Annotated in this window: 17 protein-coding genes; 12 read left to right on the top strand and 5 right to left on the bottom strand. The window is 38.5% G+C overall.

Annotated elements, in window-relative coordinates; all coding sequences use genetic code 11:
• Positions 1-266 precede the first annotated feature (266 nt).
• The 3 genes from HMPREF1135_RS09545 (at position 267) to HMPREF1135_RS09535 (ending at position 3834) form a co-directional block, all read left to right on the top strand.
• Positions 267-908, top strand: coding sequence for an EcsC family protein (locus HMPREF1135_RS09545; RefSeq protein WP_007594665.1), 642 nt, complete (start codon positions 267-269; stop codon positions 906-908).
• 212 nt (positions 909-1120) lie between these two features.
• Positions 1121-2677: a ribonuclease Y gene (gene rny, locus HMPREF1135_RS09540; RefSeq protein WP_007594663.1), complete on the top strand. Its 1557-nt coding sequence runs from the start codon at positions 1121-1123 to the stop codon at positions 2675-2677.
• 185 nt (positions 2678-2862) lie between these two features.
• A complete protein-coding gene (locus HMPREF1135_RS09535) occupies positions 2863-3834 on the top strand; it encodes a cell wall-binding protein (protein ID WP_007594661.1) in 972 nt (323 codons plus the stop codon).
• A gap of 109 nt (positions 3835-3943) precedes the next feature.
• Here HMPREF1135_RS09535 and HMPREF1135_RS09530 read toward each other — a convergent pair whose 3' ends face one another.
• The 5 genes from HMPREF1135_RS09530 to HMPREF1135_RS09510 all read right to left on the bottom strand — a co-directional run bounded on the left by HMPREF1135_RS09530 (position 3944) and on the right by HMPREF1135_RS09510 (position 11678).
• The gene (locus tag HMPREF1135_RS09530; protein WP_007594659.1) at positions 3944-7099 is read right to left on the bottom strand and encodes a glycoside hydrolase family 2 TIM barrel-domain containing protein; all 3156 of its coding nucleotides are present in this window, start codon (positions 7097-7099) and stop codon (positions 3944-3946) included.
• 87 nt (positions 7100-7186) lie between these two features.
• Positions 7187-7993 (bottom strand): carbohydrate ABC transporter permease, encoded by an 807-nt coding sequence (locus HMPREF1135_RS09525; protein ID WP_007594656.1) that lies wholly within the window; start codon positions 7991-7993, stop codon positions 7187-7189.
• On the bottom strand, positions 7986-8876 hold the full coding sequence (locus tag HMPREF1135_RS09520; protein ID WP_007594654.1) for a carbohydrate ABC transporter permease: 891 nt from the start codon (positions 8874-8876) through the stop codon (positions 7986-7988). Before HMPREF1135_RS09520 ends, HMPREF1135_RS09525 begins: the two co-directional genes overlap by 8 nt.
• Before the next feature lie 74 nt (positions 8877-8950).
• Positions 8951-10279: an ABC transporter substrate-binding protein gene (locus HMPREF1135_RS09515; RefSeq protein WP_007594652.1), complete on the bottom strand. Its 1329-nt coding sequence runs from the start codon at positions 10277-10279 to the stop codon at positions 8951-8953.
• A gap of 340 nt (positions 10280-10619) precedes the next feature.
• Positions 10620-11678: an undecaprenyldiphospho-muramoylpentapeptide beta-N-acetylglucosaminyltransferase gene (locus HMPREF1135_RS09510; RefSeq protein ID WP_007594650.1), complete on the bottom strand. Its 1059-nt coding sequence runs from the start codon at positions 11676-11678 to the stop codon at positions 10620-10622.
• An 84-nt stretch (positions 11679-11762) separates the two neighbouring features.
• Here HMPREF1135_RS09510 and HMPREF1135_RS09505 point away from each other — a divergent pair, with 84 nt between their 5' ends.
• The 9 genes from HMPREF1135_RS09505 to HMPREF1135_RS09465 form a co-directional block, all read left to right on the top strand.
• Positions 11763-12476: a 5'-methylthioadenosine/adenosylhomocysteine nucleosidase gene (locus tag HMPREF1135_RS09505; protein ID WP_007594648.1), complete on the top strand. Its 714-nt coding sequence runs from the start codon at positions 11763-11765 to the stop codon at positions 12474-12476.
• A gap of 95 nt (positions 12477-12571) precedes the next feature.
• Complete coding sequence (locus HMPREF1135_RS09500; protein WP_007594647.1) at positions 12572-13924, top strand: glucose-6-phosphate isomerase; 1353 nt, start codon at positions 12572-12574, stop codon at positions 13922-13924.
• A 2-nt stretch (positions 13925-13926) separates the two neighbouring features.
• Positions 13927-14193, top strand: coding sequence for a hypothetical protein (locus tag HMPREF1135_RS09495; RefSeq protein WP_007594637.1), 267 nt, complete (start codon positions 13927-13929; stop codon positions 14191-14193).
• 21 nt (positions 14194-14214) lie between these two features.
• The gene (locus HMPREF1135_RS09490) at positions 14215-15309 is read left to right on the top strand and encodes a hypothetical protein (RefSeq protein WP_007594636.1); all 1095 of its coding nucleotides are present in this window, start codon (positions 14215-14217) and stop codon (positions 15307-15309) included.
• Between the two features lie 3 nt (positions 15310-15312).
• On the top strand, positions 15313-16554 hold the full coding sequence (locus tag HMPREF1135_RS09485) for a DUF5711 family protein (RefSeq protein ID WP_007594635.1): 1242 nt from the start codon (positions 15313-15315) through the stop codon (positions 16552-16554).
• 15 nt (positions 16555-16569) lie between these two features.
• On the top strand, positions 16570-17511 hold the full coding sequence (locus HMPREF1135_RS09480) for an ROK family glucokinase (protein ID WP_007594634.1): 942 nt from the start codon (positions 16570-16572) through the stop codon (positions 17509-17511).
• A 133-nt stretch (positions 17512-17644) separates the two neighbouring features.
• Positions 17645-18328, top strand: coding sequence for a hypothetical protein (locus HMPREF1135_RS09475; RefSeq protein ID WP_007594633.1), 684 nt, complete (start codon positions 17645-17647; stop codon positions 18326-18328).
• A 671-nt stretch (positions 18329-18999) separates the two neighbouring features.
• The gene (locus HMPREF1135_RS09470; protein ID WP_007594632.1) at positions 19000-20607 is read left to right on the top strand and encodes an N-acetylmuramoyl-L-alanine amidase family protein; all 1608 of its coding nucleotides are present in this window, start codon (positions 19000-19002) and stop codon (positions 20605-20607) included.
• 13 nt (positions 20608-20620) lie between these two features.
• A partial coding sequence (locus tag HMPREF1135_RS09465; RefSeq protein ID WP_007594630.1) for a hypothetical protein occupies positions 20621-26568 on the top strand: 5948 nt, incomplete at its 3' end.

Genomic DNA, 26568 nt, shown 5'->3' with positions numbered 1-26568 from the left:
ACAGACGGAATAAAGGATAAATAGATAGAGTAGTATAAGGAGGAAAGATAAGAAGTCAGATTGGAAAAAGGATTTATTAAAGCAGATAATAGTAGCAGTTTTAGAATATATTACAGACGAAATAAAGAATAAATAGGTTGAGTAGCACATGGAGGAAAGATAAGATGACAGATTGGAGAAAGGGTTTATTAAAGCAGGTAGTGGTAGCAGTTTTGGAGTACATTACAGATAGAATAAAGAATAATTAGTATAAAGAGAAGTATATAATGAAAAAACAAGTGGTAGAAGCAAGTATGGGTATAAAGTCACTTAATATATTGTATAATAGTGCAATAAATGGAGTCGTTGGAGGTGGTTCTCATGTAAGTATGATGGCAAAAGAATACATGGATAGGTATGTTGGAATGGAAGAAGCTTGTAAAGCCATGATGAGAATACAAATAGGGAAATGTGCAACAAGTGGAATTCTGTCTGGAATGGGTGGAATTATAACGTTGCCAATAACTTTACCGCTAAATTTAAGCAGCGTTATATATATGCAAATGAGAATGATAGCATGTATTGCATATATGGCTGGTTATGAAGTTAAAAATGAACAAACACAGGCACTTGTACTGTCTTGTTTGATGGGAGTACCTATATCACAATTTTTGAAAAAAACCACTGTGAGCATAAGTACCAAAACAGCAACAAAAATCATAGAAAAAATCCCCGGAGCGGTTCTGATGAAAATCAATCAACTAATAGGGTTTAGATTTATAACAAAGTTTGGAACAACAGGGACTGTAAATCTAGGGAAGAGTGTTCCAATTTTGGGATCTATAGCGGGTGGTTGTGTGGACTACTGTGGAACAAAGGTAATAGCTGATAGGGCATATAATATGTTCTTTGAGAATAAATACAATTAGTATGCATAGAAATAAGATTTAAAATAGTATTTTTGTTAAACACAATCAGTTATTATAGTTGAAAGTGTATATGAATAATATTTTTTCGTAGCATACACTTTTCCCTATGCTGTCATCTGTATACAATCCTTACCGACTTTACTTTTTGTTCATTTTTTGTTAAAATTAAAATGTTGTTTTGAACAATGAAAATTGAATAAGGAGGTGCTTTTATGTCACAACTGGGAAGTATAATAATAGCGGTAATACTCTCAATAGTTGTTGTGGCGCCTCTAAGTTGGAGTTTAGCGATTGCTCATCGTAAGAAGTCATATGAAGATAAGATCGGATCAGCAGAGATTAAATCCAGAGAAATAATAGAGGAAGCCTTAAAAACAGCCGAGACAAAGAAACGTGAAGCTCTCTTGGAAGCAAAAGAAGAGTCTATAAAGACAAAAAATGAGCTTGATAGAGAGGTGAAAGAAAGAAGGGCAGAGTTAGCCCGCTATGAGAAAAGAGTACTTAGTAAAGAAGAGAACTTGGACAAGAAGCAGGATTTACTTGAAAAGAAAGAAGAGAGTGTTCTTGCAAGAGAGGAGAAGATACTCACAAGGAGCAAGGAAGTTGAATCACTGTATGATAAGGGAATTGCCGAGCTTGAGAAAATATCCGGACTCACAAGTGACCAGGCTAAGGAATTTTTGTTACAATCAGTTGAAGATGAAGTAAAACATGACAAGGCAAAGCTTATTAAAGAGCTTGAGAATGCCGCAAAGGATGAAGCCGAGAAAAAGGCTAAGGAATATGTGGTCACTGCAATTCAAAGATGTGCGGCGGACCATGTAGCGGAAACGACGGTTTCAGTAGTGGCTTTACCTAACGACGATATGAAGGGTAGAATCATAGGTCGTGAGGGTAGAAATATACGTACACTGGAACAGCTTACAGGAGTAGAGCTTATCATTGACGATACCCCTGAGGCGGTAGTTTTATCCTGTTTTGATCCTGTAAGAAGAGAAGTGGCCAGAGTAGCACTTGAGAAGTTGATTGTTGACGGTCGTATTCACCCTGCAAGAATTGAAGAGATGGTGGATAGGGCAAAGAAAGAAGTTGACGGTATTATGAGAGAGGAAGGCGAGAATGCTGCACTCGAAGTAGGTGTGCACGGTATACATCCTGAGCTCATAAAATTACTTGGAAGAATGAAATTTAGGACCAGTTATGGTCAGAATGCTTTAAAACATTCTATTGAAGTGGCACAATTGTCAGGACTTTTGGCAGCAGAAGTTGGAGTGGATATCAGATTGGCGAAGAGAGCCGGTTTACTACATGATATTGGAAAAGCCATCGACCATGAGGTGGAGGGTTCACATGTACAGATTGGTGTGGAGCTTTGTAAGAAGTACAAGGAACATCCGGTTGTAATCAATTCTGTAGAATCACATCATGGAGATGTTGATCCGGATTCACTTATTGCATGTTTGGTACAGGCGGCAGATACTATTTCTGCAGCAAGACCGGGGGCAAGAAGAGAAACACTGGAGACATATACTAACAGACTGAGTCAGCTTGAGGAAATCACTACATCATTTGACGGAGTTGAGAAGTCATTTGCTATCCAAGCAGGCCGTGAGGTAAGAATCATGGTATTGCCTGAGAAAGTAAGTGATGACGATATGGTTATTTTAGCCAGAAACATCTCAAAGAGAATAGAAGAAGAGATGCAATATCCGGGTCAAATAAAAGTAAATGTGATCAGAGAATCAAGAGTGGCAGATGTTGCAAGATAATAATAGGGCGATAGCGATTAGCTGTCGCCTTTTTTAGTGTAAAATTACAAAATTTGATTGTAACCTTTTGGTAAGTATTTTAAAGAAAATATCATATAATAGTAATTGACTGAAACTCTAATATAGTATTTAATAGTATGAAGAGAATATTATATAAACATATAGATATGAGTGAAAGGAAATATATGAGAAATTTTGGAAGAAAATTTGCCGTAGCGGCAATAAGCGGAATAATAAGTTTGGCGGCATCTATGACTGCATTTGCAGCATCGGGAATCAAATCTGTAAAGATAAATATAAAATCGGATGCTATTACAGTAGGTAAAGAAAGAGATATAAATGATATTACGGTAAATGTATCAGGCAGCAGCTACAGTATTGAAGGCGTTGATTTTATGGATAAGGGTACTACCTGGGAGATTACAGATACTCCTAAGATTACAGTACATTTGGCTGCAGACGATAATTATTACTTCAGTGTGTATAAGGCTGAAGATTTTAAAATAACAGGTGGAGAGCTTATAGAAGCAAGAAGAGAGAACAGCTCAAATGATTTATACGTAGATATTCAGTTACCGGCGTTGATAAATCAGGTATCACCTATAGAAACGGTAAATTTAAGTAATAACGGTCAGGCGGCATGGAGTATATCTCAGGGAGCTTCAGGTTATCAGGTGAAGCTTATAAGAGACAACACATCCACAGTCGGCGGAGTGCAGAGTTTTACTACAAACAGTGCAAACTTTAAGTCACTTATGACAAAGTCAGGTACATACACATTGAAGGTTAGAGCTGTAAACAGTGACGGTACAAAGAACAGTGCATGGGTATCATCAAGCACGGTAACAATAAGTCAGGCTGAGGCTGCAAACAATTACAATGAGAGTAAGAATGCTACAACACTTCAAGGCACATGGCAGAGAAATGCTACAGGTTGGTGGTATGCATTCTCTGACGGTACATATGTAACTTCATCATGGAAGCAGATAGGCGGTGAATGGTACTATTTCAATGCTGACGGATATATGCTTGTAGGCTGGCAGAATATCGGCGGCAACTGGTACTATATGGATCTTAACAGAGGAAATATGCTTTCAAATACCACAACACCTGACGGATACTTTGTAAATGAGTCGGGCGTATATGTTGCAAGATAATAAATAATATATTGTATAGAAAAAGAAACTCCGAACTGTAAGACAGTTTAGAGTTTCTTTTTAAGTTAATGTAAATTTACCTTAATATCGGCAAATCTCATTGAAATATTTATATTCCCTTTATAACAAAGCTGAATTTCAAATTGCCTTCACCCTTTATCAGGTAATCTTCAAGAGTAGGTGCGCCCCAGGTATCATCACCTCCAATACCCATCTGTGCAAGATTTACACGAAGTACAGTCTTTGTAACAGGCGGTAATTCAAAATCATGTCTTGCCTCTTCAATCTCACTTGGAGTATAGGCAAGAGCTGAAACATTGATACAGTTTCCTGCAACTATAAGGCCTCGTCCCTTCTTATCGGTAAGCTTTGCAAATCTTACATGAGATTTATTGCCGCTCTCCTGTGGTGAGAGATATTTAGCAAGCTGATTTGCTACCTTACCTTCAAAAAGGTCAATCTTTGCACCCGGTAATCTGTCTGAGTAAGTTTCCATAGGACCTGCACCATACCATGAAATATTTTCATATTCAGGCTTTAACTTAAACATTGTACCGAACTCAGGTAAATCATAGTGACCTGTTTCACTCTTATAGTCCATGTTTATCTTTATACTGCCGTCACCATAAACTTCATATTCCACAGTAAGCTCATCGGCACAAGCAGGCAAAGCATATTTATAAGTCACAGATACATAAGTATCATATTCCTTTATAACAGGTCTGAATGCAGGCCAGTAAGTACTGTCTTCACGTGGAACTTTTGTAGTGGCATACAGTGAAGCGGTTTTCCATTTGGAATACCTGAAAGGCATATTGTTGCCGAAATCATTGTCTGTAGGCTGTCTCCAGAAATTAGGTCTCGGTATAGCTTTAAGCAGCTCTTTTCCTGCATATCTGTAAGACACAAGTCCGCCGAAATTCTGAGAGAACAGAGCCTCAAAATTATCCCCCTTTATTCCGAAGTTCATAACTCCCATTGTGAGTTTATAGGGTTTATTTTCACAGAGAGGAGTATCGCAAATAACAGTATTATCAAATTTTGAGAAAAGAGCATCATATGCCTTATTACCTTCTCTTAAAACAACTTCTGTAAATGAAACTTCGCCAAGGTTATATAAGGTTTCAACATCAAAAACGGCCTTGACACCTATAACAAGCTCATCGCCGTATATATCAAAAAGCTTTTCGGCTTTTTCTTTTATATTTAGAGAATGCTCAGTCTTTGACAATCCTTCACCTTTTAAAGAAAAACTGTTTTCATATAAAGTCTTTCCGAATTTCTTTATATAAATAACAAATTTATAGTCATTCAAATCTCTAAAAAGATTTCTGTTGTGTACATATAATAAGTCTTTGTCAAAGTCTATCTTTAAATCAACAGGTCTGTAATTATATCTTACCGCCTGAATTTTAGGAGATATATCCCTGTCGCCTCCGTACACTATACCGTTTCCGCTGAAGTTATAGTCGGTAGGAGAGTCATCAAAATCTCCTCCGTAGTACTGAGTATCATTGCCGAAAGGATCCTTACCGGTAATGCTTTGATCGATATAGTCCCAGATAAATCCACCTTGGAAAAGCTCCTCTTCCCATGCAAGCTCGGTATAAAGCTGCATACCTCCACAGGAGTTACCCATTGCATGAGTATATTCACATTCAATAAAAGGTTTATCTCTGTGAGTTTTTAAAAATTCCTTTACATCAGCTACCTTGGCATACATTCTGCTTTCGATATCTGAAGTATCATTATAGCGACGGTCATTAAAAACTCCCTCATAGTGGACAAGTCTGCTTGAATCTTTTTTCCTGAAGAACTCGCTCATCTCATATATATCGCTACCGCCATAACTCTCATTTCCACATGACCAGATAAGAATTGAAGAGTGATTTCTGTCCCTCATATACATGGAGTTTGCTCTGTCAAGAAGTAGAGGCATCCACTCTTTTTTATCGCCCGGAACCACCATATCATAGTCTGAAACACCGCTAAGAAGACCGCCCCAGCTGCCGTGAGACTCAAGATTACATTCATCCATAAGATAGATGCCGTAGATATCACAGAGCTCATATAGTGCGGAGCAGTTTGGATAATGGCTTGTTCTTATAGCATTGATATTGTTTTCTTTCATGGTAACTATATCTTTTTTGACTTCCGCATAGCTTATTGCACGACCTGATTTGGAGCTGAAATCATGTCTGTCCACACCGGCAAACACAATTCTTTTACCGTTGACAGTCATTATATTAGCTGAATTTTTTTCAAATAATCTAATACCGATTTTCACAGAGGTTACTTCAAGTAAATTATCACCGTCATATATTTCAATATACAGAGTATAAAGATTTGGAATTTCGGCACTCCAAAGCTTCGGATTATTTATCTCAAGGAAAACATTATTTTCACCCGAAACCTGATCCTTATCAAGCTTTGCCACAACAGTTTCATCAAAGAAACACTTAAACTCGTTTGATTTTAAAGTCATATCAAAAGCGTCATATAATCTGAGTTTGACTTTGGCGCTTTGACTTAGAGTCAATGATATATTAAGTTTGACTTTATCAAGATTCTTATTTTCAAATATCTGATTTACACCTATATCCTGTAAATGGCATTTAGGCCTTGCATATAGACAGATATCTCTAAAAATTCCTGAGAATCTGAAGAAATCCTGATCCTCAAGCCAGCTGCCCGAACACCATTTTGTAACCTGTATTGCAAGCTTGTTCTCACCCTTAACTATATATTTACTTAAATCAAACTCGGAAGGAGTAAAACTGTCCTCACAGTAGCCTATGTAGTGTCCGTTTAACCATATGGCGGCCGCACTCTCAACACCTTCCATTCTTAAAACAATATCCTTGCCTGTGAAACTTTCAGGTAATGTAAAGTATTTTACATAGCTTGCAACAGGGTTAAAGTCCATAGGAGACTGACCTGATTTAAGCTTTTGTCTACCGTCCCATGGGTATGCAACATTGGCATAGTGAGGTCTGTCATAGCCTTCCATTTGTATATGTGCAGGAACTCGGATATCCTCCCAGTTTCTGCAGTCAAAGCTTAAAAGTTCAAATCCGTCAGGAGTGGAATCGGGATTGATGGAGTAATCAAATTTCCATATACCGTTCAAATCATAGTATAAAGAAGACTCGCCCCTTATAAGTTCATTCCTATTTGCAAATACCTTATGATCTGAATGTGCCGGAAGTCTGTTTTCCTCAAAAACAGTGGGTTCTAAAAGGTTTTTTAAAATATCTTTATTCATTTTTACCTCTCTTAAAATTATATTTTATCAATAAAAGGTATGAAATCTTGATACAAGTTTTCACACCTTTAAAAAGCATATCATATATTACTTTACAGCACCTGTAATTCCTTCAGCAAATTGCTTTTGGAGTACGAAGAATATTATAACTGTAGGTATGCTGCAAAGAAGTACAGCAAGCATCAGTACACCGTAGTCGGTTACATAACCTTCTTTTAAGTTTGCTACAAGCATAGGCATTGTAATGGATGTTTTCTCAGTCATTATTACCTTTGGCCAAAGATATGAGTTCCATGCACCCATGAATGTAATGATGGCTGCTGAAGCATAGGTGGACTTCATGGTAGGAATAAATATTCTAAGGAATATATTAAATTCATTTAATCCGTCAAGTCTTGCAGCTTCAAGAATATCATGTGGGAATGATCTGGCACTCTGTCTAAACAGCATTATCAAAAACGGAGTGGACAATGTAGGAAGTAAAAATCCTAAAGTTGTATTTAAAAGTCCCCATTTTGAAAACATCTGAAAGAGCGGGATCATAATAGCTACAAAAGGAACCATCATTGCCAACAAAAGTACAGCCATGATAGCATCCTTTGCCTTATCATGATAGATTTCAAAACCGTATCCGGCAAGTGAGCAAATAAATAGTGCCAATATTGTCATCATTATTGAGTATTTAAATGAGTTTATCATAGCACCTCTTACATCGCTTGCTGCAAGCAGGTTTGAAAGGTTTTTAAAGAGATAGTTTCCGGGAAGGAGAGCACCTCTTATTACATCTATACTGGCATGAGTGGCACTGACTGCCATCCAGTATAGAGGGAAAATCGATATAAGTGAAACAATGGTCAAAAATACATATTTTGCAACAGTTCTTATCTTAGTCACGCTTGTCACCTACTTTCATCTGTATTGCGGCGAGTACCGCCACCAAAATCAAAATAAAGAATGACATGGCGGCTGAATAGCCGAAATTAGGTACATACTTAAACGAAGAGTTATAAATATAATGAGACATTGTTATAGTTGCATTAGCCGGACCGCCGCTTGTAAGGTTGACGGACTCGTCAAACAACTGCAATGTACCGTTTGTTGACATGATAGCAGTAAGTAAAATCATCGGCTTTAAAAGCGGGATGGTTATCTTTCTGAGTATCTGGAAATATGTTGCACCGTCAATCTTTGCGGCTTCATATATGGAATACTCTATATTTTGAAGTCCTGCAAGATAGAAAACCATATTGTAGCCTGTCCATCTCCAAAGCAGAGCGATTATAATAACAATTCTCGCCGCAAAAGGATTTGAAAGGAAATTATAGCCTGTGTGCAAAATTCCAAGGTTGACAAGAGCGGTATTTATATATCCGTCCACTGCAAAGAGCGATCTGAATATAATGGCATATGATACAAGAGATGTAGCACATGGCAGGAAAATACAGGTTCTGAAAAGCCCCTTAAACCTTAAATGCTTATCATTAAGTAAAGATGCCAAAAGAAGAGCAAATAAAAGCATTATAGGTACCTGAACTATCAGGTATATAAAGGTGTTTTTCAAAGACTGCATAAAGATTGCATCAGCAAACATTCTCTTATAATTTGTCAATCCGGCAAAAGAAATTTTTGCGCCCACACCGCTTTGCATAGACAAAATTATGGCTCTTATCATAGGATAAAAACTCATAACGGCTATAAGCACGGTAGCAGGAGTCAAAAATATCCAACCTGATATATTTTGTTTTTGTGAGAGTGAAAGTTTTTTCTTATTCCCCATAAATTTCTCCTTCGATTAAACAAGGGGCAGACTTGACCATGGCCAAACCTACCCCCTGACAAAATCTTAAAATATTATTTACCCATTGCGAAATTAACAGTGTCCTGTACAGTCTTAAGCTCGCTGTCAACATCAGCGCCTGCAACAATATTTGTTGCAGCAGCCGCTACGGCATCTCTTGCTTCGTAGTAGTAAACACCTGTATTATTCTTTGGTGTCTTTGAGGCGAAGTCTGTAAGGAGTTTATAAACTTCCTGTCCGCCGAAGAACTCAACCTTCTCTGAATAAGCCGCTGTACCTCCTGCAGGTAACCATGTAGCCAATGCACCGCTTGGAAGAATGTTGTCATAAAGATCTGTGCTTCCGGCAAATGTCTTTGCAAGGAAATCAACTGCCAAATCTTTCTTCTTTGAACCTGCATTTACAGCCCAGCTTGAACCACCGTTGTTTGAATAGTTTGTCTGCTCGCCTACGCCTGCAAGTTTAGGCAGATTTGTTACAGCCCATTTTCCCGATTGATCCTCTGCAGCTCTGATAGAACCCATAATCCAACAACCGTTGATAGTTCCTGCTACAGTTTCTGTATTCATTGTGGTGATATACTGATCCCAGTCGTTTACAAGAACCATAACACCTGATTCCTCAAGCTTTTTATATGTCTCAAGAGCCTTCTTCAATGTTTCGTTTCCTACGATATTCGGGTCACCCTTGTCATCAAAGAGTGAAGCACCTGTAGACTGAAGTATAATCATTATAATATCTGATTCATTAGCCATAGATGAAAGTAAAGGCTTTCCTGTCTTTGCAAGCACATCTTTACCGATTTCTATATATCTGTCCCAGTCGATATCTGTAAGATCGTCTACAGTATAGCCTGCCTGCTCAAGGATATCTGTTCTGTAGGCAGATATAACGGTTCCATTATCAAAAGGAACACCGTAGTTTACATTGTTTACTGTTGAATAAGCTAACTTACCCGGTGCAAACTGTGTAAAATCAAATGCCTTTGTTGCAGTCAAATCTGCAAAAACATCAGGGAATGAAATCTGATTTTTCCAGAATGCGTTATCCTGCATAAGGAAAACATCCGGTAATGTAGATAAATCACCTGCAACACCTGCTGTGTTTAGCTTTGTCTGTAAATCAGGCCATGGAGTTTCCACTACATTGAGCTTGAAATCAGGGTGATCTTTCTGATAAACCTTAGCCGCCTCATTCATTGCATTGATATTGAATGCAGGGTCCCAGCACCATACTGTAAGAGTATTGTCATCTGTAGCAGTTGCCGCATTATCTGCAGCCTGTGAACTGCTTGTGGAAGCTTCTTTGCCGCCGCCACATCCTGCAAGTAAGCCTGTGCACAATGCACCTGCCATAAGAACACTTAAAATTTTCTTTTTCACAAAAAGTCCTCCTTATCGTTACAATCAGTTGAGTTAGCTATAAAAAGTGGGCTGAAAGCCTGTAAAACTCAACCTGAATTGTCATCATTTTCAAAAATTATACAATATTGTGAAAATAATTGTCTATGGTAGTTTTATACTATTATAAAATATAAAATTGTTTATATTGTATATCAAAAAAAGTAAAAACAATAGAATAAGCTAAAACAATTAAGTAATTAAAAAATATGTATTTGATATATAGAAAAGCTCTCTGAAAATTGAAAAAACTTTCAAAGAGCTTAAGTATTTGTGATTATGGAATCTTAAGTAGACGCTTTGTCGGGTTTGTATGAAAATTCTAGCTATACTGCTTTATCAAATTGATAATATTTTCCACACCGTTTGTGGCATCCGAGTTTGACATGGCATCTATATATTTTTGTCTGTTTTTATAAAGTTCCGATATTTCCACGGCAAGTGAAATATTTGTAAGTGCCTCTTCATCTATGACTTTTGAGTAACCTGCATTTTCAAATGATTCGGCGTTTAAAATCTGATCACCTCTTGAAGCGGCACCTGAGAGCGGTATCAAAAGATTCGGTTTTCTGAGTGCCAAAAGCTCGCATATTGTATTTGCACCGGCTCTTGAAACGACCAAATCGGCAAGAGCAAAGAAATCTTTCAGCTCCTTATCCACATATTCATATTGAAGATAGCCTTCTCTTCCCACAAGTTTTTCGTCTACATTACCTTTGCCGCAGATATGTATTACATTAAATTCTTTCAATATATCATCCAGAGATTTTCTGATTGCCGTATTTACTATGACGGAGCCGAGACTTCCCCCTATGATAAGAAGAGTCGGTTTATTGTCAAATCCTGTAAGTTTGAGAGCTTCTTCTTTGTTACCGCTTAAAAGCTCTTTCCTAATTGGCGAACCTGTAAGTACAGCCTTGTTCTTAGGAAGATACTGCAATGTTTCGGGGAAATTGGTACATATCTTGGTAGCAAACTTGGTGGCTATTTTATTTGCAAGTCCCGGTGTAATATCCGATTCATGTATAATAACCGGAATCTTTAAAAAAGCCGCAGCCATTACTACAGGAACACTGACAAAGCCACCCTTTGAAAAGACAATATCGGGTGAGTATTTTTTTATTATACTTTTTGCTTCAAAGAGTCCTTTAAGGACCTTGAAAGGATCGCTGAAGTTTTTTAAGTCAAAGTATCTCCTGAGCTTTCCGGAAGATATTCCTTCATATGGAATATTCTGAGCTTTTATAAGACCTTCTTCCATACCGTTTTTACTGCCTATATATTTGATATCAAATCCGGCTTCCTTTAATGCAGGCAAGAGAGCGATGTTCGGTGTGATATGTCCTGCGGTACCGCCACCTGTTAATATTATTTTTTTCATATTATTTCCATTCTTTATGTTATAATTAAACCTATATATTAAGTATAATTTAACAAGTATAAATATTCAAGTGAGGAGAATGTAATGATTGGTATAATCGGTGCTATGGAAGAGGAAATTTCAAAGTTAAAAGAAATTATGGAAAATAAAGAGACAAAAGTCATAGCGGGTATGGAGTTTGTACAGGGAAAGATAAGCGGAAAGTCTGTCACCGTGGTACGCTCAGGTATAGGAAAAGTGAATGCGGCGGCATGTACTCAGATACTGGCGGACAGATTCAAAGTGGGAACGGTAATAAATACCGGAATTGCCGGTTCACTGAAGAATGAGATAAATATAGGAGATATAGTGCTCTCCACAGATACCGTAATTCATGATATGAATGTTGAAGGCTTCGGATATCCGAGAGGACAGGTACCGAGAATGGATGTATTTGCATTCCCTACAGATGACGGACTTAGAAGTATCGCAAAGGAAATCTGCGAGAAAGAGCTTAAAGATATTTCAGTGTTTGAAGGAAGAGTACTCAGCGGTGATATTTTTGTATCGGATAAAGAGACAAAGGAAGATTTGAAAAAAACTTTTGGCGGATACTGTACGGAGATGGAGGGTGCCGCAATAGCACAGGTTGCATATTTGAACGGAATGAAAGCACTTATAGTGAGAGCCATATCCGATAAGGCGGATGACAGTGCAAGTATGGACTATGCCGAGTTTGAAAGAAAGGCAATAGAAAATTGTGTGAAGCTTACTACAAGATTAATAGAAACTATTGATACTTCCTACTATTGCCAATAGTATATAGTTGTTATAAAATAAAAACAATATATTGTTTTAGAACATTATGGTTATATATGACCGTAACACATTATAAATACAGAAAGGCGTGTAATATGAACAAGACAGTAAGTTTTGATTATTCAAAAGCAATGGCATTTTTGGGGGAGGATGAGCTTCAAAACTTTAAAACAACCGCATTGAATGCCAGAGATACATTATTATCAAAGTCGGGAGCAGGATCCGATTTTCTTGGTTGGATAGATCTTCCTGTATACTATGATAAGGAAGAGTTTGAAAGAATAAAGACTACAGCAAAGAAAATACAAAGTGATTCAGATGTGCTCTTGGTGGTAGGTATCGGAGGTTCATACCTTGGTGCCAGAGCTGCAATAGAGTTTTTGAGCCACAGTTTTTACAACTGTCTGGATAAATCACAGAGAAAAACACCACAGATAATATTTTGCGGAAATTCAATATCATCAAAGTATATAGCCGATTTGAAGGATGTTTTGAAAGATAAAGATTTTTCTATAAATATAATATCAAAGTCGGGAACTACAACAGAGCCGGCTATCAGTTTTAGAGTATTTAAAGAACTTCTTATAGAAAAGTACGGAAGAGAAGAAGCAAATAAAAGAATTTATGCAACTACAGATAAGGCAAGAGGCGCACTTAAATCACTTGCTAACGAAGAAGGATATGAGAGCTTCGTAGTACCTGATGATATAGGCGGAAGATTCTCGGTACTTACAGCTGTAGGTCTGCTTCCGATAGCTGTTGCGGGAATAGATATTGATGAGCTTATGGCAGGTGCTGCAGCTATGAGAGAAGAAGTAATCGGAAAGCCTTTTGAGGAAAATCCTTCATTATTATATGCTGCAATCAGAAATATATTCCTAAGAAAAGGAAAAAATGTGGAAGTTACGGCAAACTATGAGCCGAGTCTTCACTATGTTTCTGAATGGGTAAAGCAGCTCTTTGGTGAGAGTGAGGGTAAGGACGGCAGAGGTATTTTCCCGGCTGCTGTGGATTTGACAACAGACTTACATTCTATGGGACAGTATATTCAGGACGGTGGAAGAATGTTGTTTGAAACCGTACTTGATATTGAAGAGTCACCTGTAGAGATTCTTTTAAAAGAAGAAGAGACGGATACAGACGGCATGAATTACTTGGCAGGAAAGAGTGTGGATTTTGTAAACAAGTCTGCAATGAACGGAACAATACTTGCACATACAGACGGTGATGTTCCGAATCTTAAAATAAATATACCTGATGAAAGCCCGTTCTCACTTGGAAGTTTGTTCTATTTCTACGAGTTTGCATGCGGAGTAAGCGGATATATACTCGGTGTAAATCCGTTCAATCAGCCGGGAGTTGAAAGCTATAAGAGCAATATGTTTGCACTGCTTGGAAAACCGGGATATGAAAGTCAGAGAGAAGAACTTCTAAAGAGGCTCAACTAAATATGTTCAGGCTTTGGGGCAAGATATTCACAGATAACCGTATGGAAAAAGACCATGTTGCAACAGATGGAGATTACAGTAAAGACAGAAAAACAATGGTATTTGATGCGATTAGAGAGATATGTCATGAATTTGATATAGCAGAACCTATATGGCTTTTGCCGAATATAGATGACTTTGCTTATAGAGGTAAAGTCAGATTTAATGCTGACAACTTTATAGAACAAATAGATTTTGACTATCTGGAAATACAAATAATAGAAGAATAATAAAAAAATGGAGAGTGTATTATGGCAGAACCTATTTTAGACTATGACAGTTTTTTTGAAGGTGCAAAAAGTGCCCTGTTGGAGCTTGATACATTAAGCACAGAGGAGGAAAGGCTCAGAGCGGAAGGCGAGAGGGTATCAAAAGCTATAGAAGCTGAAAAGAAAGCCGTGGAAGGCAGAATATCCGAGACCACATCTAAAAGATTAAAAGAGATAACTTCCACATATGATGCCGAGATTAAAAAGGCTGAAGATATCCGAAAATCTTTGGAGGCAAAGAAGGGTAAGGCAAAGAGTAAAAAGGTAAGTGAAAGAATTGCCGAAGAAACTAAAGAGTTACATGATCATATAGCGAATACAAAATCTGAAATAAAAAGCGAGATAAAAAAAGAAAAATTGCCGGGATTTTGCGGAGGGAGATTGTATCACACATTTTATTTTCCACACAAATTCTTTGATTTTGTAAAAATAGTTTTAGCGGTACTTGTAACATTCCTTGCAATACCTATGGTGATCTATAAATTGATACCGAATCACAGAACTATATATTTACCTTTTATTTGCTTTGCGGTTATTATTTTGATAGGCGGATTGTATATTTTGATAGGAAATCTTACAAAAGCAAGACATATAGACAGCTTACTTAGGATAAGAGCCATGAGAGATACTATTGACAATGATTTTAAGAGAATCAAGTTGATAACAAAAGAGATAAATAACGACTCGTCAGAGGAAAAGTATGATTTGGGAGCTTTTGATGTAGAGATAGAAGAAGCAAAGATTAATGTACAGAGTATAAAGGATAAGAAAACTGCAGCTGTAAGCGAGTTTGAAAACAGCACAAAGAAAATTATTGCAGATGAGATAACGAATAATTCAAAAGAAAAACTTGAGAGTCTGAACAATGAGCTTGAGGTAACAAAGCAAAGCCTCGGAAGTATAGCTGCAAGAAGATCGGAGATAAACTTGGACATATCCGATAAGTATGAATCATATCTTGGAAGAGACTTTTTACAGCCGTCAAAGATAGAGGTGTTACAAAAACTTATAAATGACAATGAAGCGTCCAATCTGATTGAGGCTATAGATCTGTACCAAAGAAGACAAAACGGATAAGAGATGATAGAAGATAAGGAAATAAAGAAGCGGGAGCTTAAAGGCAGAATAATAGTAACTGCCGATCTTGATGAGAAAGATGCTCCAAGATCAAGAAGAAGACAAAATGTCAACTTTTTTGCAGAAAGGGGGAGGTTTATCCTCCTCCTGCTTGCTTTAATAACTGCTTTCACAGTTGTATTTGCATTAATAAACCGCTATAAGAGTTATGATAAATTTAAACTGAAATGGATTCATGAACTCAGTGAGGGCAGCCTTGTAGGCTATGAAAAGCTTGGTAACGGTTTTTTAAAGTATTCAAAAGACGGTGCATTGTATTTAAAGCCCGGCGGAAAAGAAGTGTGGATAGAAAGCTATGAGATGTCAAATCCAAAGACCGATAATAACGGTAAATATGTGATAATATTTGATGTCGGAGGAAATGATCTTGAAAGCTATACAAAAGACGGCAGGGTGGCGACGATAGGTACCGATTTACCGATACTTAAGGCTGTCGTATCAAAAAACGGTATAATTACCATATTGGTAGAAGATTCAAATTCCACATATATATTTTTCTATAACAAGGAGGGGGAACAGCTTAACATAAGTATAAAGTCGAAGCTTGCCGGAGACGGCTTTCCTACAGATATAGCATTGTCGCCTGACGGAACCGCACTTATGGCAACATTCCAGTACTTAAAGGGCAGTTCAATGATGGGAAGAGTCGTTTTTTATGATTTCTCGGATATCGGACAAAATATGCCGAATAGAGTCGTAGGCGGCTTTGATGAAGAGTTTGTCTCTTCAATGGTGGCAAGAGTAAGGTATTTTGATAAAATAAATTCGGTAGCAATTGCTTCTGACGGACTTTATTTCTTCTCGTCAAAGAATGTTGCTTCTCCGAAGCTTATTAAGACAATAAAGGCTGAAGAAGATATTGAAGCTGTGGACTTTGAGGGAAATAAACTTTGTGTAGTATATAAAAACACATCGGAAAAATTTAATCACACATTATATATATACTCGAAAACCGGCGATGTTATTTTGAAAAAAGAGTTTTTGGGAGATTTTTCAAATCTTGATATGCAAAAAGGGTACATTTATCTGACAAAGGATGATAAGGCGATAATAATGAACACGGCAGGTGTAATAAAATATAGCGGTAGTCTTGATTCAAATATACATAAGATTGTAAAAAGAGGGTTGTTATCAGGATTTACAATACTTGGAGATAATGACTTTAGAGGAATAGTACTTAAGTAATATAAAGGAGAAAATATGGAACAGGTATGCGTAGGAGTTGACATTGGAGGAACAAGTGTAAAGTTGGGTATATTCACACTTAACGGAAATCTTTTAAAAAAGTGGGAAATACCTACGGAGCCTAAAAACGATCCTAAGGCACTTATCGAAAAAATAGGAAAGTCTATAAAAGAAACCTTGAAAGAGGCAAGACTTACTCTTACAGATTGTGTAGGTGTAGGAATGGGAGTTCCGGGACCTGTAATGCCTAACGGATTTATAGAGGTAGTGGTAAATATAGGATGGAGAGAAGTTTTTCCTGCCAGAATACTCTCAGACTTACTTGCAGGTATGCCTGTGGCTCTCGGTAACGATGCAAATGTGGCGGCACTTGGAGAAGCATGGATGGGAGGTGCAAAGCATCAGCAGGATTCTGTAATGGTAACTCTTGGAACCGGAGTAGGTGGAGGAATTATAATAGACGGGAAAATTGTTCCGGGAAAGCACGGTCTTGGCGGAGAGATAGGGCATATGCATGTCAGAGAGTCTGAGACTGAAAAATGTAATTGCGGCGGAAAAGGTTGTCTTGAACAGATATCAAGTGCTACAGGAATAGTAAGAGAGGCAAAAAGGCTTCTTGCAACAAAGAAAGTTGCATCAAGACTTGCTTTACTGGAGGATATAACCGCAAAGGACGTACTTGATGCGGCCAAGGCGGGTGATGCTATAGCACTTGAAGTTGTGGATACAGTTTCAAAGTATCTCGGAATAGCGCTTTCACACTTGGCAATGACTGTAGATCCGGAAGTATTTGTTATAGGTGGCGGAGTATCAAAAGCAGGAGATTTCCTTATAGATAAAATAAGAGAAAAATTTGAGTACTATACACCGATAACAAAGAATAAGGCCGATATAGTACTGGCAAAGCTTGGAAATGATGCCGGAATATACGGTGCGGCAAAGTTGGTATTGGGATAAAAGAATATAAATCATTTCTTAAAAAATACTTTCATATTAAAAACTTGTTTTTATAAGTTTCAAGTGATATAGTGTCAGATATCAAAATGATGTTTACAAAGCATACAGTCATTTGACTTAGGAGGAATTAAATATGAAGAAAAGATTTTTGATAACAGTTTTAGGATTGACAATGGGAAGTGCATTATTATTCAGTGCATGCGGTTCAAAAAAAGAAACTGCAGAAACAACACAGTCAGTTGCAGAAACCACTACAAAGGCTGAGGAAAGCACCACTGCAGAGACAACAACGGCTGCAAGTGTGAAAGTGGATATAAACTATGAGATAGCAAATCACCTTGATGAGTCATTTGATGATGTAGGAAGTGCATTCGGAACAGCCGCATCTGATGAGAAGGCTGAAGCGGGTGAGAGAATTGTAAAGTATGCAGATCCGGAGAGAGTTTTACATTACTATGATGACAAGTCGGGTGGATATGTACTTGAAGCTGTAAGTGCCAAGGCCGGTGACCTTTTAAGCTTCACTGCAGACAGCGTTAAGCTTGATGACATTCTGGAACAGATGGAAGGCGAGAAAGCCACAGGACTTGAGTCAAACGATGCATACCTTACCGTAGGTATGAAGGGGGACAGCAATATCGTATTCCAGTCTGAAGGATATTACTTCATAGTATCTGTAGGTAAGGACAATGTGGTTTCAAAGGACAGCGCCGCAGCAATAGTAACAGAGGACAGAGCGGGAGTTGATACTGCAGGTGAGACAACAAAGGCACCTTCAGAAATCAAGACGCCTGAGACAACAGCGGCAAAGAAATAATTTATTTTCAAAAAATATAAATAGCAAACAAAAAGTCGAAGGAATATTACAAGATATGTCAGAAAAGTATCGTATATTCTGTCGGCTTTTTTTGTTGCAAAAAGTAATAAAATAAAAATTTAAAAAAATAAAATGAGTATAAATAAATTTCATCATTAATAAATAATAAAAATATGATAAAACATTAATAAATATATACAATACAACCAATAGTTTATAACTGCTTGGCTCAGGTTCATATATAAAAATAATAAAAATATCTTATATTCATCGTATTGACTTATTTGACAAAGATACCATTCAATAATATTATATTGTCATACTATACAAATTAGAATAGTGTAGTTAACGCTTAAGTGTAGGGACTTGTTTTTATTACGCACAAAATCGCATATAATGCGACATAAGACGAGAAATTTATACGAGTTTTTACATATTAAATACGATATAAATTTCTTTAATGATAATGAGAGACTTACGAAAATATAATGGGCAAATATTTTTGTGGGTTATTTTGTTTACATTGAAGAAATATATATAAATATTCTGACTGGATATAATAGAGTGACTGATTTAATGAAAATACATTAAGCAGTGATATGGGAGTATGCATGTTGAACACAGTATAGGACCTTATATTCCGGCAGACAAACAATCAAGGAGGTAGTTTGATGAACAAAAAGAGCATAGTAAGCCAAGCAGGCTTGCTGGCGGTTTCCGCTCTGTTCCTTTGGGCAAACCCTTCTACTGCACATGCAGAAGGATGGGATAACTCAAACGGTGAGTGGAGATATCTGGACAATGCCAATAATGCAGTGTCCGAGGCTTGGAGAAAGTCGGGTGACGCATGGTATTATCTGGGTGATGACGGTAACATGGTAAAAGATTCAATCGTTACCGTAGGAGACGGCATTTATTATTTGGATGCCGACGGTGTAATGGCGGCTAATCGTTGGGTTCTTGCAAAAGATATCGACGATAATGATGCATGGTATTACTTTGGTGCCGACGGAAAAGCGTACAAGGGTAAAGACGGAAGAGTATATACTCATGAAATCAACGGAAAGAGATATCTTTTTGATGAAGAAGGAGTAATGCTTAAAGGATTCTTCGATGCAGAGGGCAATGCGGTAGAAGATGACAATCCGTTTAAGAGTGCGAAATACTACTTCGGTGATGACGGAGCAATGTATGCGGATCAGTGGTTACTTTATTCACAGGTAGGAGAGAATCCGGGATATTCGGAGCTTGGACAGAGAAACTACAGTGAGTATGATGAGATGTGGCTGTACTTCGGGGCTAACGGAAGAAAGTACGCTGCAAGCAGCACAGATCAGTCAAGGCAGAGAGAGATAAACGGTAAAGCATACCTGTTTGATGAGAACGGTGTAATGATACCTCAACTTTCCGTGACCAACGCAAACATAAGAGCTACAGCAAGCAATGCTAAAGTAAAGTACGGTTCACTTGATACAGACGGTGAACTTAAAGACGATTACTGGACATTTACAGTACCGAATGAAGTTATGAGTCAGTATGACTATGATACTGAAGAGCACAGCTGGTTCAGAACAAAGAAAGACGGTAGTGTAATTAAAGATAAAATAGCTACAGTACTTGGAAGAAAATACGCTTTCGATGAGATCGGACGTATGCAGACAGGTTTTGTAATTATGTTGGAAGATGATACTTTCGGTATCAAATACGACGTAGATGAGTGGACAAAGGAAGACTTCCTTACAGACGCTCTCAACTCACCTATAGCTGCAATCGACAGAGGAAGCTTATATCTCTTCGGTACAGATGAGCTTAATGACGGTTCAATGATTACCGGTGAGGTTACAGTATCTCTTAGAGATCAAAACGTTGTATTCGGTTTCAAAGACAACGGTAAGGCTATCGGAGCAAGATGCACACTTGCAAAGAACGACGGTAAGTTTTACTTCAACGGTTTAAGACTGGATGCTGACGCAAGCCTTAAGTACGGTATTCTTAAGGACACAAGAACAGGTCACGGCGAGTATGTAGTCGTAGACTCAAACGGTAAAGTAGTCAAAGGCACAAAGATTCTGAAGGACGGAGAGGGCAACTGGATAGTAGTTTCAAACTCAAAGTTCGTAGCAAGAGTAAGTGATAGTGACAGACCGAGAAAGAAGAACGGAAGATTCTATCACTATGATTCAAGTGCCGACAGACATGACAGATGGGGAGCGGAAATCACATATGCCACAGACGGATTGAACAACTTGGACAGTGATTTTGTTCTCTTTGACAGATAGTTAGAGGAGAGATATGAAGAAAAATAATTTAATAAGGAAGGTAAAGCAGGCGACTGCCGGATTGCTTGCAGGAGCCATGGTCCTTACAGGGGCTCCGCTGGGCAATATGACTGCGATGGCAGCAGGGTTATCGCCTAACACAAACCTAAGTCCGGGAGACGGAAACAGTAATAAATGGGTAAGCCAGGTAAGGGACACTTCGCCGTCTTCAAAGGGATCATTTACTTATGGTTCATCTGATTCAACTACGTTTGCATTTGGTAATGCTGACGGGCATCAAAGTACAAATAATCAAGGTACCAGAGGTGCAAAGGATACATTTACCTTTGGACTTGGCGGTTTAAAGAGTTCAAAAGACAGAGCGAATAATACAAGAGGGTATTATCCGGGAGCTACATATGTTCATGCAGGTGATACGAGCACAAGACCTGAGATATTTACACAGTATGGGTCATGTTGGTGGCACGGATACTACTCATTTGGTAAACCATATCGTATAGGAACTGATGCAGAGCGTACAGATTATGAAGCATCAGGTACTACTGTATACACAGAGCCGAATTCGGCTAATCCTACAGAAGGTCCTGCAGATGTATTTGCAACTGCGTGGAATGGTGCTCAGCCACAGACATCACTCTTCCAGGGTGCTTCAAGAAAGAAGGAACTTCATACAGGAACTTCTCATTATAACGGTGAAGTTCTCACATTAACTGACGGTGGAAAGACTGTTGAACTTCGTCAGGAGATAAAACCGTCAGATGATGATCAGTATATTGCAGTTCAGTATACTGCATACAACCCAAGTGCTACAGACACTGTAGATTTTATGGTCGGTAATGAGACAGATACTATGCTTCCTTCTCAGGATGATGTTCCTATCTTTACTACAAGACATGGTGCGGGAGAGAAGTTCGAAGGACTTCATTTCCAAAGCCATACATCCTCATACCATCCTTTAACTGTTTTCGATATATATTCATCAGGAAACGGAGCCGGAATGGCAAAGAGAAATAATCAAGATCCCAGTGAAAACCGTGTTTGGGGTATGAGATACTCCTCTACAGCAAGCAATAATCATACAGACTGGGTTTTCTCACAGGGATTCCCGGGAATGGTAAATGATGGTGATAGTGCGGCGGCGTTTTCTGCATACTTTAACTTAAAGCCAAGAGAGCAAAAAACCGCTACATTTATGATAGCTATTAAGCCGTCAGTATACTATGTATCAGACGGTTCAGGAAATACGGGTACAAGCGGACAGATAGCCGGATTTATGGGTAGACCTATAAACTCAGTAAAGGATGCTATAGCTGATATTAGTGCAAGAGGAATAAAGAAAGCGTATATCTATTTACAGAGTGATGCGCAAATTGGTGAAACCTTAACTATTCCAAACGGTACTGAGATAACTATTCAGACAGCAGACTTTAATAATCCTAATCTTACAACTTATACAGGTTATCAGAAGTTCAATCCTTCTATAAAATCAAATACAGCCACTTTAAAGAGAGCTGACGGTTTTACAGGTGAGTTGTTTAAGATGGGTGATAATGACTCAATGCTAAACTTCCGTGATGTTATAGTTGACGGAAATAAGGACCATGCGACTGCTACAGCGCCTGCTTTTGATCTTGATAAAGGTAAGGTAAGTGTAAAAGCCGGAACGGTTATTAAAGAGTTTAAGGTAACAGGAGCGAAAGTACCTTCAGTATTTAAGATTTCAGGAACCGGTGTTCTTGATATAAATGCTGCAGGAGGAAGCGCTGCAATTAAAGACAATATATCTTTGGATGACGGTGCGGCTATTGACTCAACAGAATCTAATTTAGGAACAGGATTATATCCTATTACAGTAAATGGAAGTCTGGATGTTACGGGATCAAAGATGTATAACGGTACATTTGGTACTGCGGATGTAAAGACAAAAGACGGAAACGTTTTAATAAACAAGAAGCCTATATTTGTTGAGTCCGGAAATTCTATAAGCGGTAAAATGGGAATAGGAATGACAGGAGATGCGCTTCCGACAACAAACAGTGAGGGTAGTGTATTGGCGGACTATGCCGACAGAGCTTCAGGCGGTTCATTGCCATATTCTCCTGCAAACTTCCAATCCGATATTTCAGGACAGACTATAGGAGCCGGAGACGGTGTAAAGACTGTGGCACATGTAACTGCAGGAACATTAGAGGATGCAAAGGTTATATATCTTCATGCAACTATATATACATTTGCTTTGACATATTTAAAGCCTGACGGTTCATCATTTAACTTTGCAGATTTTACAATACCTGCACCTGTACCTCCTACAGAAAACTATGTAGATGCAAACCCTTACTCAAAGGGAACGCCTGCAGGTGGTGAGATAAAGTATAACATACCTGCAATCAGCGGATATAAGTATGATGTAAGTGCAAATCCGGCGATGAACCTTCCGGATTCGATATCAATAGATGCAAACGGAAACTTAACAGGTACAATGCCGGGTGAGAATGTAAGTATTAGAATCAATCTTATTAAAGATGAGGCTACATATAAGTTTGATCCACAAAGCGGTTCAGCGGTTCCTGACAAAACGGAACCTACAGGAGCCACATCAAATATTTCTGTTCCACAGAGTACAAGGCTTGGATATGATCTTGTAGGATGGCAGCAGTACAATGATGCAAACGGAAATGGTATATTTGATTCAGGTGATACCGATATAGGTACTGTGATACCTTATCCAAGCGGATCTTTCCCGATACCTGTTGTAACAGGAGTTAAAAAGTTCTATGCAAAGTGGACACCGGGATCGGGAACATTTGCAATAACAAGAAAGTTTACAAACAAGAGTTTGTCAACTCCTATTACATTCTTTACAGATGTTGACAATACACGTCATGTAGCGGACAGCTTTACAAAGGATCCTATAGGACCTATACCGGGATATATATATGACAGTGGAACGAAGACACCTAATACAGCTGCTACAGGAACTATAGCTCCTGCAACAGATGCGCATCCGGGAAGACTTACTGTAACAAGTATGCCACCGCTTGCAATCGCACTTTACTATAAGTATTCGGTAGATCCTTCACAAAGATTTACATTTGAAGTAAGACATGAGGATTTGGCAGGAAATGTAATAGCACCTACAACAACGGTAACAAGACTTGCAGAGCAGCAGATTAGTGCTGCAAAGAAGAATGATATTACAGGGTTCTCATATTCTACATTTACAGTTACACAGGGTAGAACAGCTCCTTCAACACCGCTATATACAATCGGTATTGATGACGGAGTGAATAACCTTATAATTGATGAAGATTTGGCAAACGGTAACTTTGTTGCAAAGATGCCTAACCAGAATGTAACAATAGTATTTAAGTATACAAATGATTCAGGAAACAACCTGATAAAGAGATACTTTGACAGAGTCGATAATACCGTACTTGCAAGTGAGGTTGTACCACATATGGCAGGAACAACATTTGTAGAGGGATTACCGACATCAGGAGCAAATCTTGAAAAGATATACGGATATGTTTGGGACACAAGCTCAAGCGTAGATCAAAATCCTACAACACTCGGAAGTATAACAAATAATACAACCGGAGAGTTTACAGGAACAATGCCTGTACTTCCACCTGCAACACCTACAAAGGTAGACTGGATGTTAAGTAGAGATGCATCAAAGTGGACAAGTATCAACTTTGCGGTAGCATCTGCACCATATAATAACGGTAGTGTAGGGGCAACAACAGCAAACAGCATCTTATTAAGTGACGGAACAAGCGCAGGAGATGCAAGAGCATATAAGTTCAGCAAGATAAAGGCATTAAACTATGTACCAAGTGTAACACCTAACCGTTACTATATGTTTGACGGATGGTATAAGGATGCGGCATGTACACAGCCTGTAGGAGATACAGACTTCTTTAGGACAACAGATCCTACACCTTTAACGGTATATGCTAAGTTTGTAGAAGACCCAAGTAAGTGGTTTGATATCAACTTTGCGGCAGGAAGCAACGGTTCAATATCAGCTCCTGCAACACTTCATATACCGTTTGATTACACATGGAGTCAGATAACAGGACAGCTTCCTACAGCTACACCTGTAGCAAACTACTTGTTTAACGGTTGGAAGGATCCAAACGGTGCCTTCATGCAGGGAAGCAGCACACTTACAAATCATGCAACATATACAGCATTCTTCAGCCAGGATCCAAACGTATTCGGTACTATCGGATCTATCACACCTACAGGTCGTATAGGAAATGACGGAAGTGGTGAGATAGTAATAGACGGTACAACACCGGGTAATGTATATGTAATAAGTGATCCGAACGGAAATATCGTAGCAGTGGTACCGGGAGATTCAACAGGAAACAGAACAGTAGTTCCAAACCTTATACCGGGAGCACACTACAATGTACAGGAAGGAAGCCCTGATACGGTAGCAACTGTAGGTCAGCCGATTTCTTCTATAACAGGTACATCGGTATCAACACCACAGGATGTATATGTTCCTACAGTAGATAATAACTACAACATAGGATATGATCCTGAAAATGACGGTATGGCACAGATCGTTATCAATCCGGCGGATCCTGACGCAGACTATGCGCTTATAGATGAGAACGGAAACGTAGTGCAGTATCCGGGAAGTGACAACGGATGGATGACTCCTGTAGGAAACAATCCTTCAACAGTTACTTTCAACAACTTAAATCCAAATGAGACCTACACGGTAGTGGCAAGAAAGAAGGGCGACAGCTCAATTCCTAATCCACTTACAAAGTTACCTGACGGAAATCAGATAATAGCAAATCCTGGAGACATGGCGGACGCACCTAAGTATGTAGTAGAGACAAAGGGCGGAAGCGTAGTAACTGTAGGAACAACAAGTGTAGGAAATGACACATACGATCAGGCAAAAGCAGGAGAAGGAGTGGTAATCCATGCAGATCCTGTAGATGCAAACGGCAAGAACTTCCTTTACTGGCAGGTACTTGCAGGAAGAGCGGTAGGAGTCAGCGGAAATATAACACAGGCTGATTACTCATTTACTCTTTCAAATTCAAATATTGTACTTAAGGCTGTATACGAACCTACCAAGGTAGCGGGAGATGATGCGGATCTTACAGAGACAATAAGAGGCGGTAGTGTAGGAGAGTTCGGACTTACACCTGGTCAGATACCGGGACTTGCACATGATCTTACAACACCGCTTGACAGAACACTTAACAGTGTGAACGGTGCAACAGTAGAATACAAGGTAGTCTTTAACAAGAGAGATGCAAAACCGAATGAGAAAACAGCTGTAAAGCCTGTTTCAGTATCGGGAGTTGATCATCCGGATGCACATACAACAGCATACGGGCTTGATATCAAGCTTGAAAGATATGTAAACGGAAGACTTGTAAATAACGGAATACTTGCAACAGCATCAAATGCAACAGTAGATGTTATAGCACAGCTTCCTGCAGAAGACGTAGATCAGCTTGACTACCAGTTATTTGATGTGACACCTGACAGCTTAGGTAATATCAATCCTGTAGATATAACAATTACAACAGATGTAGCAAACAATGCGGGACTTCTTAAGTTCACAGGTAACTTGCAGCATTCATATGTACTTGTTTATTCAAAGACATTTAAGGTAACATTTGTAGATAATAAGCCTGTACTTGATCATTTACACTTAAATGATACAAGCAGAAACTTCTATAAGAAGTTTAAGGTAAGAAGAAAAGAGAATGTAGAGGATGCTTACTACTCAAGTGATTATGCTGTAGTTACGGCATATGCACAAAATAACGTAGCAAACGGACTTGTAACACCGTTTGAGGATATCTATGGTGTACAGTATGACTATGTTAACTGGTCAAAGAAGGAAGATAAGCTTTCAGTATATGACACAACAAGTCCTGTAACAAAGAGAACAATTGTTTATGCATACTATTCCGACAACAG

This window comes from Lachnoanaerobaculum sp. OBRC5-5 (assembly GCF_000296385.1).
In the GTDB taxonomy this organism is placed as follows: domain Bacteria; phylum Bacillota; class Clostridia; order Lachnospirales; family Lachnospiraceae; genus Lachnoanaerobaculum.
Note: the sequence above shows the minus strand (reverse complement) of the source record. Positions and strands in the feature narration are given on the sequence as shown.

Excerpts from the sequence above, each read along its gene's own strand:
- HMPREF1135_RS09545 (WP_007594665.1), top strand. The coding sequence starts at position 267 with ATGAAAAAACAAGTGGTAGAAGCAAGTATGGGTATAAAGTCACTTAAT.
- rny (WP_007594663.1), top strand. The coding sequence starts at position 1,121 with ATGTCACAACTGGGAAGTATAATAATAGCGGTAATACTCTCAATAGTT.
- HMPREF1135_RS09535 (WP_007594661.1), top strand. The coding sequence starts at position 2,863 with ATGAGAAATTTTGGAAGAAAATTTGCCGTAGCGGCAATAAGCGGAATA.
- HMPREF1135_RS09530 (WP_007594659.1), bottom strand. The coding sequence starts at position 7,099 with ATGAATAAAGATATTTTAAAAAACCTTTTAGAACCCACTGTTTTTGAG.
- HMPREF1135_RS09520 (WP_007594654.1), bottom strand. The coding sequence starts at position 8,876 with ATGGGGAATAAGAAAAAACTTTCACTCTCACAAAAACAAAATATATCA.
- HMPREF1135_RS09510 (WP_007594650.1), bottom strand. The coding sequence starts at position 11,678 with ATGAAAAAAATAATATTAACAGGTGGCGGTACCGCAGGACATATCACA.
- HMPREF1135_RS09505 (WP_007594648.1), top strand. The coding sequence starts at position 11,763 with ATGATTGGTATAATCGGTGCTATGGAAGAGGAAATTTCAAAGTTAAAA.
- HMPREF1135_RS09500 (WP_007594647.1), top strand. The coding sequence starts at position 12,572 with ATGAACAAGACAGTAAGTTTTGATTATTCAAAAGCAATGGCATTTTTG.
- HMPREF1135_RS09495 (WP_007594637.1), top strand. The coding sequence starts at position 13,927 with ATGTTCAGGCTTTGGGGCAAGATATTCACAGATAACCGTATGGAAAAA.
- HMPREF1135_RS09490 (WP_007594636.1), top strand. The coding sequence starts at position 14,215 with ATGGCAGAACCTATTTTAGACTATGACAGTTTTTTTGAAGGTGCAAAA.
- HMPREF1135_RS09485 (WP_007594635.1), top strand. The coding sequence starts at position 15,313 with ATGATAGAAGATAAGGAAATAAAGAAGCGGGAGCTTAAAGGCAGAATA.
- HMPREF1135_RS09480 (WP_007594634.1), top strand. The coding sequence starts at position 16,570 with ATGGAACAGGTATGCGTAGGAGTTGACATTGGAGGAACAAGTGTAAAG.
- HMPREF1135_RS09475 (WP_007594633.1), top strand. The coding sequence starts at position 17,645 with ATGAAGAAAAGATTTTTGATAACAGTTTTAGGATTGACAATGGGAAGT.
- HMPREF1135_RS09470 (WP_007594632.1), top strand. The coding sequence starts at position 19,000 with ATGAACAAAAAGAGCATAGTAAGCCAAGCAGGCTTGCTGGCGGTTTCC.